The organism is Aminobacter anthyllidis, from assembly GCF_018555685.1.
Classification (GTDB): Bacteria; Pseudomonadota; Alphaproteobacteria; order Rhizobiales; family Rhizobiaceae; genus Aminobacter; species Aminobacter anthyllidis.
The window spans coordinates 344,716-357,304 of the sequence record NZ_JAFLWW010000006.1; the positions used below are offsets into that span (position 1 = coordinate 344,716).

At 64.5% G+C, this 12,589-nt stretch carries 9 protein-coding genes; 5 read left to right on the forward strand and 4 right to left on the reverse strand.

All coding sequences use genetic code 11. From position 1 onward, the window contains the following. The first annotated feature begins 1 nt into the window (after position 1). Both J1C56_RS21850 and J1C56_RS21855 read left to right on the forward strand, forming a co-directional pair. Positions 2-2,725, forward strand: a complete 2,724-nt coding sequence (locus J1C56_RS21850) for a sensor histidine kinase (protein WP_214392165.1) — start codon at positions 2-4, stop codon at positions 2,723-2,725. Further along, positions 2,722-3,414: a response regulator transcription factor gene (locus J1C56_RS21855; protein WP_214392166.1), complete on the forward strand. Its 693-nt coding sequence runs from the start codon at positions 2,722-2,724 to the stop codon at positions 3,412-3,414. The genes J1C56_RS21850 and J1C56_RS21855 overlap by 4 nt, the downstream gene beginning before the upstream one ends. Here J1C56_RS21855 and J1C56_RS21860 read toward each other — a convergent pair. After that, positions 3,390-4,052, reverse strand: a complete 663-nt coding sequence (locus tag J1C56_RS21860; protein WP_214392167.1) for a Pr6Pr family membrane protein — start codon at positions 4,050-4,052, stop codon at positions 3,390-3,392. The two genes, J1C56_RS21855 and J1C56_RS21860, sit on opposite strands and share 25 nt — an antisense overlap. A gap of 375 nt (positions 4,053-4,427) precedes the next feature. Next, positions 4,428-6,872: a DNA topoisomerase (ATP-hydrolyzing) subunit B gene (gene gyrB / locus J1C56_RS21865; protein ID WP_214392168.1), complete on the reverse strand. Its 2,445-nt coding sequence runs from the start codon at positions 6,870-6,872 to the stop codon at positions 4,428-4,430. 503 nt (positions 6,873-7,375) lie between these two features. On the opposite strand from gyrB, the gene J1C56_RS21870 reads away from it, so the two are divergent. After that, positions 7,376-9,274 carry a PAS domain-containing sensor histidine kinase gene (locus J1C56_RS21870; protein ID WP_214392169.1) on the forward strand — a complete coding sequence of 633 codons (1,899 nt, stop codon included), beginning with the start codon at positions 7,376-7,378 and terminating at the stop codon, positions 9,272-9,274. A gap of 71 nt (positions 9,275-9,345) precedes the next feature. Here the strand turns inward: J1C56_RS21870 and J1C56_RS21875 are convergent, their stop codons facing one another. Both J1C56_RS21875 and J1C56_RS21880 read right to left on the reverse strand, forming a co-directional pair. Further along, positions 9,346-9,789, reverse strand: coding sequence for a response regulator (locus J1C56_RS21875; protein WP_214392170.1), 444 nt, complete (start codon positions 9,787-9,789; stop codon positions 9,346-9,348). Positions 9,790-9,927: 138 nt separating this feature from the next. After that, positions 9,928-10,497: an NADPH-dependent FMN reductase gene (locus J1C56_RS21880; protein ID WP_214392171.1), complete on the reverse strand. Its 570-nt coding sequence runs from the start codon at positions 10,495-10,497 to the stop codon at positions 9,928-9,930. A 175-nt stretch (positions 10,498-10,672) separates the two neighbouring features. Here J1C56_RS21880 and J1C56_RS21885 point away from each other — a divergent pair, with 175 nt between their 5' ends. Next, entirely contained in the window at positions 10,673-12,043 is a 1,371-nt protein-coding gene (locus J1C56_RS21885; protein WP_214392172.1) for a cytochrome P450, read from the forward strand. A gap of 173 nt (positions 12,044-12,216) precedes the next feature. Next, positions 12,217-12,495 carry an acylphosphatase gene (locus tag J1C56_RS21890; protein WP_214392173.1) on the forward strand — a complete coding sequence of 93 codons (279 nt, stop codon included), beginning with the start codon at positions 12,217-12,219 and terminating at the stop codon, positions 12,493-12,495. Positions 12,496-12,589: the final 94 nt, after the last annotated feature.

Consider the following 12,589-nt stretch of genomic DNA (forward strand, 5'->3'; position numbering starts at 1 on the left):
GATGCCAGACGATATCAGGGACAAGGAAGCCAGGCCTTCGCCGGACGCGCTGCTTGAGACAGCCGAGCGTGAAGGACGAGGCCGTCTGAAGATATTCCTCGGTGCTGCCCCCGGCGTCGGCAAGACTTACGAGATGCTGATGTCGGGCCGCGCCCGGCTCGCCGATGGCACCGACGTCGTCATCGGCGTCGTCGAGACCCACGGCCGGCGCGAAACGCAGGCCCTGGTCGAAGGTTTTGAGGTCATTCCGCGCAAGGCGGTCGAATATAAGGGCCGCAAGCTCGACGAGATGGATCTCGACGCCATCATCGCGCGCCGGCCAGCCCTCGCGCTTGTCGACGAACTCGCCCATACCAACGCACCGGGCAGCCGCCATCCCAAGCGTTATCTCGACGTCCAGGAACTGCTGACCCAGGGCATCGACGTCTACACCACGCTCAACATCCAGCATGTCGAGAGCCTCAACGACATCGTCGCCCAGATCACGCGCGTTACCGTGCGCGAGACGGTTCCTGACTCGATCATCGACCGCGCCGACGACGTCGAGATCATCGACCTCACGCCCGACGACCTGATCAAGCGCCTGCATGAAGGCAAGGTCTATGTGCCGACCACGGCGCGCCGCGCCATCGAGAACTATTTTTCGCCCGGCAACCTGACCGCCCTGCGCGAACTGGCGCTGCGCCGCACAGCCCAGCGTGTCGACGAGCAGCTGCTCACCCACATGCAGGCCCATGCCATCGAAGGGCCGTGGGCCGCCGGCGACCGCGTGCTTGTCGCCGTCGACGAGCATCCCCGCGGAGCCTCGCTGGTTCGTTACGCCCGCCGCCAGGCCGACCGCCTGCGCGCGCCATGGGCGGCGCTCCACGTCGAGACGTCGCGCTCGGCCAACCTGCCCGACGCCGACAAGGACCGGCTCGCCGCGACCATGCGGCTGGCCGAGCAGCTTGGCGGCGAGGCCGTCACCATTCCCGGCCAGTCGGTGGCCGAAGACATCGTCCGCCATGCCGGCACCCACAATTTCACCCACATCGTCGTCGGCAAGCCGGCCAAGTCGCGCTGGCGCGAATATTTCGAGGGTTCGGTCACCCATGACCTGATCCGCCAGGCCGGCAACATCAGTGTCCATGTCACCTCTGGCACGGAGCAGGACGCAGCGCCCGCCTCGCAAGGCGTGAAGACAGCCATCCCACGGCGGCGCTTCGACCCATGGCCCTATCTCACGGCTGGGCTGCATGTCGTCGGCGCGCTCGTCGTCGGCATGGCGCTGCAGCAGTTCCTCGACGTCCGCAACATCGCGCTCGTCTTCATCATGGCGGTGCTGACCTCCGCGGTGACGCTCGGCCTTAGGCCCGCGCTGTTTGCGTCGATACTTAGCGCGCTTGCATACAATTTCTTCTTCCTGCCGCCGCTCTACACGCTGACCATCGCCGACCCCGAAAGCGTCGTGGCGTTGTTGTTTTTCCTGATCGTTGCCGTCATCGCCTCCAACCTGACTGGCCGCGTCCAGCGCCAGGCCGCCGCCGCCCGCGAGCGTGCGCGCCTGACCGAGGACCTCTATCTCTTCTCCAAGAAGCTCGCCGGCACCGGCACGCTCGACGACGTTCTGTGGGCCACCGCCTTCCAGATCGCCTCGATGCTCAAGGTCCGCGTCGTGCTGCTCTTGCCCGAGGATGGCAGCATCGCCGTCAAGGCCGGTTATCCGCCCGACGACACGCTCGTCGACGCCGACATCGCCGCCGCCAAATGGGCCTGGGAGCACAACCGCGCCGCCGGTCGTGGCGCCGACACGCTGCCGGGCGCCAAGCGGCTTTATCTGCCGCTCCGCACCGGCCGCATGGCGGTCGGTGTCGTCGGTCTCGACAATGACCGCCAGGGCCCGCTGCTGACGCCCGAGCAGCAGCGGCTGTTCGATGCGCTTGCCGACCAGGCGGCGGTCGCCATCGAGCGCATTCAGCTCGTCGCCGACGTCGACCGTGCCAAGCTCGCCGTCGAAGCCGACAGGCTGCGCTCGGCGCTGCTGACCTCGATCTCGCATGACCTCAAGACCCCGCTGGCCAGCATCATGGGCGCGGCTGGCGCACTGCGCGAGTTCGGCGTTTCGTTGCCCGAGGAGGGCAGGGCGGAACTGGTCTCGACGGTGCTTGACGAGTCCGAGCGGCTCAATCGCTTCATCGCCAACCTGCTCGACATGACCAAGCTCGAGTCGGGTGCGATGGAACCCAATTCCGCGCTGCATTATGTCGGCGACGTTGTCGGCAGTGCCTTGCGCCGTGCCGCCAAGATCACCGCCAATCACAAGACCGAGCTCGACATGCCGGCCGACCTGCCGATGCTGAAGCTCGATCCGGTGCTGTTCGAGCAGGTGCTGTTCAACCTGCTCGACAATGCCGCGAAATATGCTCCGGAAGGCTCGACGATCCGCATCCGCGGCTGGGCCGACGGCGCGTCGGTGGCGATCCAGATCATGGACGAAGGTCCCGGTATTCCGCAGGCCGATCTGGAACGGATCTTCGATACGTTCTATCGCGTCCGCAAGGGCGACCATGTCCGCGCCGGCACCGGCCTTGGCCTGTCGATCTGCCGTGGCTTCGTCGAGGCGCTGGGCGGCACCATCATTGCCTCGAATCGGGCCGACCGGCCCGGCGCGGTCTTCACCATCACCATGCCGGTGCCGGCCGAGCGGCCTACTTTGGACGGACCAAACCTGGACGCAATTGCATGACCAACACGTCGGTGAAGATCCTGATCGTCGATGACGAGCCACCGATCCGCAAGCTGTTGCGCGTTGGGCTAGGCACCCAAGGCTACGCCATCAGCGAGGCGCCGAATGGCAAGACGGCGATGGCGCTGGTCAAGGAAGAAAAGCCCGACCTGATCCTGCTTGATCTCGGCCTGCCCGACATCGCCGGCCATGATCTGCTTGCCACCTGGCGTAACGAGGGCCTGCAGGTGCCGGTGCTCATCCTGTCGAGCCGCACCGATGAAGCCGGCATCGTCAAGGCGCTGGAACTCGGCGCCGACGACTATGTCTCAAAACCCTTCGGCATGAACGAGTTGGCCGCGCGCATCCGCACCGCCCTTCGCCACCGTTTGCAGCAGCAGGGCGAAAAACCGGTGTTCCAGACCGGCGAGCTGTCAGTCGACCTGGTCAAGCGCATCGTCAGGCTGGGCGGTCAGGAAGTGAAGCTGTCGCCCAAGGAATACGATATCCTGCGCGTGCTGGTGCAGCATGCCGGCAAGGTTCTGACCCACCGCTTCCTGCTCGAACATGTCTGGGGCGGGTCGGCCGACGTGCAATATCTCAGGGTCTATGTCCGCCAGCTCAGGCAGAAGATCGAAAAGACCCCCGACGAGCCGCAATACATCACCACCGAAACCGGCGTCGGCTACAGGCTGCGCGAGCCTGACTGACTTGCCGGACGGACGACGTCACGGCGTCCGCGCGCCAGCATGCGGTCGATCGCAATCAGCGTGACGGCAATGATGAGGAAGGCTGCGGTCAGCAGCACGATGCTGGCCGACAGCTGCTTGAGGTTCAGCGCTTCCGGGTTGAGGAACCAGTAGGCGTACCAGCCGTCGGCGGCGCCCCTGGCGAAGGCATAGGCGCAGTAGCCCAGCGGTGGCACGACGGCCCACAGCGCATCCCGCCATCTGAGCCCGCCATGGTCCCAGGCAAGCCACGTCAGGAAAAACAGCACGGGCGTGGCGTCATGCAGCGCATGGTCGGCGACAGCCTGCCAGCCGGTCGGCTGCCAGATCGCCCTCAGCGCCACGGAATAGACGAGGCCGCCGAAGACGATCGCCGCCGCCGTCACCAGCCGCGAGCGTGGTCCGGCGAGGCGCCCGGTGGGGTTCAGCACCAGGGCGCTCGCCACCACAGCCGCCATCAGGTTCATGATGATGGTGAAGTAGCCGAAGAACCGCCACACTGCCTCGACGACCGACGCGCCGGCACTCATCATCTGGTCGATGAGCAGGCCAAGCTGCAGTCCGAGTGCCGCCCAGGCAGCGATTGCGGTGATGAAGGCCAGGCTACGTCGAAGAGGCAATGGGGCTTCCCTGCAATGTTCGCCGCCAAGCTACATCAACGCGTGACCGGTGCAATGTGCTCTCGGTCAGAGACGTTGAGCGAGCCGATACCCCCACCCCTAACCCCTCCCCACAAGGGGGAGGGGAATGGTCGCGCCTCGCCTTCCGACGAGTGTGCGGATGTTCATCCCAACGTAAACGTGCGGAGCTGCTCTTACGGCTGCGCTGTGTGATCGATTGTGGTCGCGGCAATGGAAGGCATCCCCCTCCCCCTTGTGGGGAGGGGGTAGGGGTGGGGGTACTTCGAGCGTTGACCTCAGCACCCCAGAAAACACAATCGCCCCCTCCGCGGCAGCGCGAACGAGGCGAGGTGCAAAACACGCTAAACGTTGCGATCAGACGTCGAGATTGGCCACGCTGAGCGCGTTTTCCTGGATGAAGTCACGGCGCGGCTCGACCTCGTCGCCCATCAGGCGCGAGAACAGCGCGTCGGCGTCGGTGGCGTCATGCACCTTGACCTGCAGCAGCGTGCGCACGTTTGGATCGAGCGTGGTTTCCCACAGCTGCTCGGCGTTCATCTCGCCCAGGCCCTTGTAGCGCTGCATGGTCAGGCCCTTGCGGCCCGATGCGAAGACAGCGGCCAGAAGTGCCATCGGCCCGGCAATGGTCTCGGCGTTTTCCTTGCGGCGCAGCACCGGCGGCTCGGCATAAAGCTCGGTGAGACGGCCGGCAAACCGGTCGAGGGCGCGCGCGTCGGCGGAGTTGATCAGCGCCATGTCGAGATGGACGCTCTCCTTGACGCTGCGCAGCGTGCGTTCGAACACATAACCGCCCGAGCCGTCATTGTCGGTCGAGATATGGCCGGTCCAGCCGCGCTCGATGTCTTCCGAAATCAGGTCGAGGCGCCGGGCGATCGTCTCCGCCATCGCCTTGGCGCGGCCAAGATCGTTGAAAATGTCGGGATTGAGCGCGCCGGCGATTGCCGCCTGCTCGACCACCGAGCGCGAATAGCGCGTGTGCAGGCCGTCGATCAGCGTGCGCACGCCGAGCGCATCGGTTATCGCCGCGCGCAGGTCCTGGCCGGTCCGCACTTCGCCCGACGACAGCGTCAGCGAGGCCTCGTCGAGGCCGACGTCGACGAGATATTCCTCGAAGGCGCTCTCGTCCTTGAGGTACTGCGAGCTCTTGCCGCGCGCCACCTTGTAGAGCGGCGGCTGGGCGATATAGAGGTGCCCGCGCTCGATCAGCACCGGCATCTGGCGGAAGAAGAACGTCAACAGCAGCGTACGAATGTGGGCGCCGTCGACGTCGGCGTCGGTCATGATGATGATCTTGTGGTAGCGCAGCTTGTCGGCGTTGAACTCGTCCTTGCCGATCGAGGTGCCAAGCGCGGTGATCAGCGTGCCGATCATCTCCGATGACAGCATGCGGTCGAAACGCGCGCGCTCGACGTTCAGGATCTTGCCGCGCAATGGCAGGATCGCCTGGTTCTGGCGCGAGCGCCCGCTCTTGGCGGAACCACCGGCCGAGTCACCCTCGACGATGAAGATTTCGGACTTGGCCGGATCGCGTTCCTGGCAGTCGGCAAGCTTGCCGGGCAGCGAGGTGATGTCGAGCACGCCCTTGCGGCGGGTCAGCTCGCGCGCCTTGCGCGCCGCCTCGCGCGCGGCGGCGGCTTCCACCACCTTGGCGATCAGCGTCTTGGCCTCAGCCGGGTGTTCCTCGAACCAGGTGCCAAGCGCCTCGTTGACCAGGCTTTCGACGACAGGGCGGACTTCCGACGAAACCAGCTTGTCCTTGGTCTGCGACGAGAATTTCGGGTCGGGAACCTTGACCGAAAGCACCGCCGTCAGGCCCTCGCGGGAATCGTCGCCGGTGATCGAAACCTTTTCCTTCTTGGCGATGCCTGAGGTTTCGGCATAGCCGGTCACCTGCCTCGTCAAGGCTCCGCGGAAGCCGGCAAGGTGGGTGCCGCCGTCGCGCTGCGGGATGTTGTTGGTGAAGGCCAGCACGTTTTCGTGGTAGCTGTCGTTCCACCACATCGCCACTTCGACGGTGATGCCGTCGCGCTCGGCCCGGATCGCGATCGGGGCGCTGATCAGCGGCTTCTTGGCACGGTCGAGATACTTCACGAACTCGACAAGGCCGCCGTCATAGAGCAGCTCCTGGCTCTTGATGTCGGCATGGCGCTTGTCGGACAAAACGATGCGCACGCCCGAATTGAGGAAGGCGAGTTCGCGCAGCCGGTGCTCCAGCGTGCCATAGTCGAACTCGATCATGGTGAAGGTGTCGCTCGACGGCATGAAGGTGACTTCGGTGCCGGTCTCATTGCCCGCATCGCCGGTTTCGCGCAGCGGCGCGTCGGCCACGCCATGGGTGAAGCTCATCTCGAAAATCTTGCCCTTGCGGCGGATTTTCAGCTTGAGGAACACCGAAAGCGCGTTGACGACGGAGACGCCGACGCCGTGCAGGCCGCCCGAAACCTTGTAGGAATTCTGGTCGAACTTACCGCCGGCGTGCAGCTGCGTCATGATGACCTCGGCCGCCGACACACCTTCTTCGTGCATATCGGTCGGAATGCCGCGGCCGTTGTCGGTGACGGTCACCGAACCGTCCGGATTGAGCGACACCGTCACCAGCGTGGCGTGGCCGGCCAGCGCCTCGTCGATGGCGTTGTCGACCACTTCGTAGACCATGTGGTGCAGGCCAGAGCCATCGTCGGTGTCGCCGATATACATGCCAGGGCGCTTGCGGACAGCGTCCAACCCCTTCAAAACCTTGATGGAATCTGCGCCGTACTCGGCTTCTGCGCCGGGAAGGTTCTCGGACTGGTCGCTCATGAAAAACTTTCGTCTGACTGCCGCAGGAGGACGCGGCAAAATCGGCCCCGAATCGCACGCCCGTTGGTCCCCCAGATATAGGCGTTAAGTGTGGTTTTTCCAAGTTTTAGGGGGCTTTTGCGAGGGGATAACCACCCACCGCGCCGCCTTGCGGTGGCCCACGCTCGGGCTTGACGATTCGGCCGGTTCGAAGGCGCCTGCGGCATGCACCAAAAACCTGTACCAGGCCGCCGTTTAGGCGAGCCAAATGCCGCCCCTACTACCGGAGCCACCCGACGGCAGCATCTTGCCGATCTTACCTTGGGAGATGCTGCCGTTTGTTGGCAGGCGGCTGAAACTATGTGATTTTTCGTCCGTTGATGTTGTCGGAGTTCGGGAACAAACGCCGCACTGGCGCATTCAGGCTCATCAATACTGCCGCCCCGCCTCCGGTTGATGCCGTGGGGCTGATTTTTACTGTCCGACACTTTCACAACAGATTTCAGCCGAGAAAACTCCTGCCCATGCCGACCACAAGACCGTTGAAGGCCGATGACAAGGTTTCCAATCCGATCGTTTCAGGCGAACTCGCCGGGCTCATCGAAGCGCTGGACTGGTCGTCGACGCCGATCGGTCCGATCAGTTCCTGGCCGGCAGTCGTGCGCATGACGATCCGCATCATGCTGGCATCGGCGATGCCGATGTGCCTGCTGATTGGCCGCAAGGGCGTGATGATCTACAACGACGCCTACCGCGACATCGCAGGCGCCAGGCATCCGGCTTGCCTCGGCACGTCGGTCTTCGACAGCTGGCCCGAGGTCGCGCAGTTCAACCACACGGTCATCGACCGCATCTTCCAGGGTGAAACGCTGACCTACGAGGATCAGGAACTCGTGCTGTGGCGCAATGGTGCGGCCGAGCGTGTCTGGCTCGAGCTCGACTATAGCCCGCTGCTCGACGACGACGGCGAAGCGGTTGGCGCATTCGCCATCCTTGCGGAGACCACCAAGCGCGTACGTGCCGAAAAGGCGCTCGCCCGCAGCGAGGAACGCCTGTCCTTGGCGCTCGAGGCGTCCGGCATCGTCGGGGCCTGGGAACTGGATCTGACCAACCGGATCGTGACTGCCGATGCGCGCTTCGCCGAAATGTTCGGCGTCGACCTCGCCGCCGCGGAAGAGGGCATTTCGGCTGAAAACTTCTTCAGGCGCATCCATCCCGCCGACCGCGACTTCGTCGCGCGCAAGACCGACGAGGCGATCGCCGGCCGAGGCGGTTTTCGGGCCGAATACCGCCTCGTCGATGGCGATGGCCGTATCCGCTGGGTGCTCGCCACTGGTAAGTTTTTCGACACTGTCGGCGGCAATCCACGCCTGCCGGGCGTCGTCATCGACATCACCGAGCGCAAGGCCGTCGAGGCGGCACTGGCCGCAAGTGAAGCCGGCTTCCGTACGCTCGCAGACACCATGCCGCAGATGGTCTGGTCGACCCGGCCGGATGGTTTCCATGATTACTACAATGCGCGCTGGTACGAATTCACCGGCATGCCGCCGGGTTCGACGGATGGCGAGGCATGGGCAGGCATGTTCCATCCCGACGACCAGGGTCGCGCCTGGGAATTGTGGCGCCATTCGCTCGCCACCGGCGAGCCTTACCAGATCGAGTACCGGCTGCGCCACGCCAATGGCGAGTACCGCTGGACGCTGGGCCGGGCGCTGCCCATCCGCAATGAGGCCGGCGAGATCATCCGCTGGTTCGGCACCTGCACCGACATCCACGAGACCAAGCTGGTTGCCGAAGAGCGCGAGATCGTCGCGCACGAGCTAAGCCACCGCATCAAGAACATCTTTTCGGTGCTCAACGGCATCATCAGCCTCTCGGCGCGCTCCTATCCCGATATCAAGCCTCTGGCCGACCAGCTCAGGCAGCGCATCAGCGCCATGGGCAAGGCGCATGATTTCGTCCGGCCGCACAGTCAGGCATCGCGGCCGCAGAACAACCAGTCTTCGTTGCGCGCCCTCGTCGAGCTTCTGCTCGCTCCGCATGTCGGCGACGCTTCCGGCCGGTTCACCTTCAACGGTGACGACGCCACGATCGACGACGGCGCGGCCACCCCGCTGGCGCTGCTGTTTCACGAGCTCGCCACCAACGCGGCGAAGTATGGCGCCTTGGCGGAGGCAGAGGGCCGCGTGGTCGTCGATGCCGTCGTGAACCGAGACACCTACCGCATGGTCTGGAAGGAAACAGGCGGCGCGCCGGTGTCGGGCCCGCCCGCAGGCGAAGGTTTTGGCAGCCGGCTGATCACGCTCAGTGTCCAGGGCCAGCTTGGCGGTACGCTGCAGCGGCGGTGGAATGAGGCCGGACTTGAAGTGGAACTGACCGTGCCCGTGGCACAACTCAACCGCTCGGTGACGCTCCGGCGCTAGATCGCGGAAACGACGAAGGGCGCAACGGCGTCTGCCGGAGCGCCCTCAAATCTCGAGCAGCCGCGTCTCTGTCAGGCCGTCACGCCAAGCCCATCCTCGCTGTCGTTGCAATTGTCCGCAAACAGCTTCAGCCGAGCTGGCGGATCGGCAGGCAAACGGCGTCGGCGCGCCACGGCATATCGCACCGCCTCGCGTAGTTCTTCGTCCATCACCGGCTTGGGCAGTACACCGATCGTGCCGGGTATGCCGTCGCCCAGTTGCGAAGGATTGGCGGTCATGAACAGCACTGTCACCCCAAACTGCTCGGCAAGGATCTTGCCCAGCGAAGGTCCGGTCGGGCCGTCCCGCAAGTTGAGGTCGACAAGCGCTATTTCGGCATGCTGCGCCAGATCGAGCGCGCTCGCCGAGTCCATGGCGATGCCGACCGGGTGGTGCCCGAGTTCTTCGAGCATGCTTTCAATTTCGGTGGCAACGAAGATTTCGTCCTCAACCACCATCACCTTGCAGTTCATCATGTCACTCTACACGTATTCCCTGTTGACTGGTTGCATGGGCCAAACGCCACCGTCAGGGATAGGTTGCATGCCAAGTGGTTGAATTTCCGCAAAGGCGATGGTCGTCGCCTCAGCTGTGGTCCTGAGGCGACAATGTGGTCAGCCAGCCCGCAGCGGCTTCAGCGCTTCGCTCCAGCGGAACAGCTCGTTGAGCATCGTCTTGGCGCTGTCGTCGATCAGCGCGTTCGACTTGAACTCGCCATTCTCCTGGAGATGCTGGGTGAAGGCGGGGATCGCGATCGCCTCTGGGATCGGCATGATCTTGACCGAGGTCAGCAGCAGCTTTTCCGACTGCACGGCGCGCAAGCCCGCTGAGACGCCGCCATAGCTCAGGAAGCTTGCCGGCTTGTAGTTCCATTCACGGGAAAGATAGTCGATGGCGTTCACCAGCGCCGGTGCTGCGAAGTAGTTGTATTCGGGTGTCACGAACACGAAGGCGTCCGCAGGCTTGATCGCTTCCGACCACTGCTTGGTGTGTTCGTTTTCGTACTGGCCCAGGCGCGGGTGCTTGGGTTCGTCGAATATCGGCAGGCCGAAGGCGTCGATGTCGGTGATGACAGGTTCGAACTTGCCGTGTTCGCGCGCATAGGCTTCGAGCCAACGGGCGAAAACGGGTCCGACGCGGCCGGGGCGGGTGCTGGCCACGACGATGTTGAGCTGGTGTTTCAAGATTTCAGTCCTTGGGTGGGCAGGTATCCAATGGTGACTGGCGGGAAATAGGCGCTGAAACCCTCCCGTGGCAAGAAGGCACCTTTTGGTGACTGGGTCACATCTCGGTCATCACGCGCCTCCGCATGGACGCCTGCCTCCGCGGCACCTACATTCAGGCGATGAGGCAAATCTGATGGATACAAGACCGGAACCCTTCGTCCCGCCGGCGCCGATACCGCGCACCAAGCCGCCCTCGACGCTGGAGATGATGCGCATCGTCTACCGTAACCCGCTCGAGCTGTGGGGCGAGCCGTCCTACAACGAGCCGTGGATTTCGGTTTCAGGCGTCGGCGGCCCGCTGGTCATCGCCAACGATCCCGGCCTCATCCGCCACGTGCTGGTCGACAACGCCAGGAACTACAAGATGGCGACCGTCCGCCAGATGATCCTCAGGCCGATCCTGCGCGACGGGCTTTTGACCGCCGAGGGTGACGTCTGGAAGCGCTCGCGCAAGGCCATGGCGCCTGTTTTCACCCCGCGCCACATCTTCGGCTTCGCCCAGCCGATGCTGGCCCGCACGCTCGATTTCGTCAAACGCTACGACGACGCCACCGGTACGGTCGATGTCGCCCAGGACATGACCATGCTGACCTACGAAATCCTGGCCGAGACGCTGTTTTCGGGCGAAATCGCGGGCGAAGCCGGCAGTTTTGCCCACGAGATCGACCGGCTGTTCGAGACCATGGGCCGTGTCGATCCGCTCGACCTGTTGCGCGCGCCTGAATGGCTGCCGCGCCTCACCCGCATCCGCGGCCGCAAGACCATGGCCTACTTCCGCAAGATCGTCACCGACACGGTGGCGATGCGCAGCGACAAGCTGGCGCGTGATCCCGACGGCGCGCCCGAGGACTTCTTGACCTTGCTTTTGCGCGCCGAGGGGCCGGATGGGCTCTCCCGCCAGGAGATCGAAGACAACATCATCACCTTCATCGGCGCCGGCCACGAAACCACGGCCCGCGCCTTGGGCTGGACGATCTACTGCCTCGCCGAAGCGACCTGGGAGCGCGACCGCGTCGAACAGGAGATCGACGCGGTGCTGGCGCGCGAGCCCGATCCGGTCAAATGGCTCGACGCCATGCCCTATACCCGCGCCGCCTTCGAGGAAGCGCTCAGGCTCTATCCGCCCGCACCTTCGATCAACCGCGAGCCGATCGCCGAAGACGAGTACAAAGGCTTCAAGATTCCGCGCAAGGCGCAGGTGCTGGTCATGCCGTGGACGGTGCATCGCCACCGCAAGCTGTGGGACCGCCCCAACGCCTTCATGCCCGAGCGTTTCCATCCCGAAAACCGCGACAGGATCGACCGCTACCAGTATTTGCCGTTTGGCGCCGGCCCGCGCGTCTGCATCGGCATGAGCTTTGCCATGCAGGAGGCGATCATCGCCCTCGCCATCCTGCTCTCCCGTTTCCGCTTCGACACCACTGCCGAGACCAAACCATGGCCGGTGCAGAAACTGACCACCCAGCCGCAGGGCGGCCTGCCGATGCGGGTAACGAAACGGTAGGCCTCATCCTGAGCCTGTCGAAGGATGGGGCACGCGCCACGCCGACGCCTCCCTCCCCCTTGTGGGGAGGGATAAAGGGTGGGGGTAAATCGAGGGGCGACGATGCTTGGGGGCACCCCCACCCCTAACCCCTCCCCACAAGGGGGAGGGGAATTCTCGCGGTAGGAGGCCTCATGCCAGACGACCAGAAAGCCGTTCTCGTCCGCATATCAGGCCACGTCCAGGGCGTCAGCTTCCGCGTCTGGACGCAGCGCGAGGCAAGGCGTCTCGGCCTGAATGGCTGGGTCCGCAATGAGCGCGACGGTTCCGTCAACGCCCTGATTTCAGGCCCGGAAGAAGCGGTTGCCTTGATGCTCGAGGCATTCTGGAAGGGGCCGCCCGGCGCCGATGTCCGAAGCGTCGTGCCGGAGCCGGCCGATTCGGCAGCGGCTGGTTTCAACATCACCGGCTGACCTGCTGCCCCACCTGCAGGTCGAGCGCTTTCGCGCCTCTGCCCCGCCGGTCGCAGGGCAGTGCAGCGGCCGCAATGACTGGCGCTTCCTCTCC

What these genes read in the sequence shown, in the direction of transcription:
- J1C56_RS21850 (WP_214392165.1), top strand. Translation starts at nt 2, where the DNA reads ATGCCAGACGATATCAGGGACAAGGAAGCCAGGCCTTCGCCGGACGCG.
- J1C56_RS21855 (WP_214392166.1), top strand. Translation starts at nt 2,722, where the DNA reads ATGACCAACACGTCGGTGAAGATCCTGATCGTCGATGACGAGCCACCG.
- gyrB (WP_214392168.1), bottom strand. Translation starts at nt 6,872, where the DNA reads ATGAGCGACCAGTCCGAGAACCTTCCCGGCGCAGAAGCCGAGTACGGC.
- J1C56_RS21870 (WP_214392169.1), top strand. Translation starts at nt 7,376, where the DNA reads ATGCCGACCACAAGACCGTTGAAGGCCGATGACAAGGTTTCCAATCCG.
- J1C56_RS21875 (WP_214392170.1), bottom strand. Translation starts at nt 9,789, where the DNA reads ATGATGAACTGCAAGGTGATGGTGGTTGAGGACGAAATCTTCGTTGCC.
- J1C56_RS21885 (WP_214392172.1), top strand. Translation starts at nt 10,673, where the DNA reads ATGGATACAAGACCGGAACCCTTCGTCCCGCCGGCGCCGATACCGCGC.
- J1C56_RS21890 (WP_214392173.1), top strand. Translation starts at nt 12,217, where the DNA reads ATGCCAGACGACCAGAAAGCCGTTCTCGTCCGCATATCAGGCCACGTC.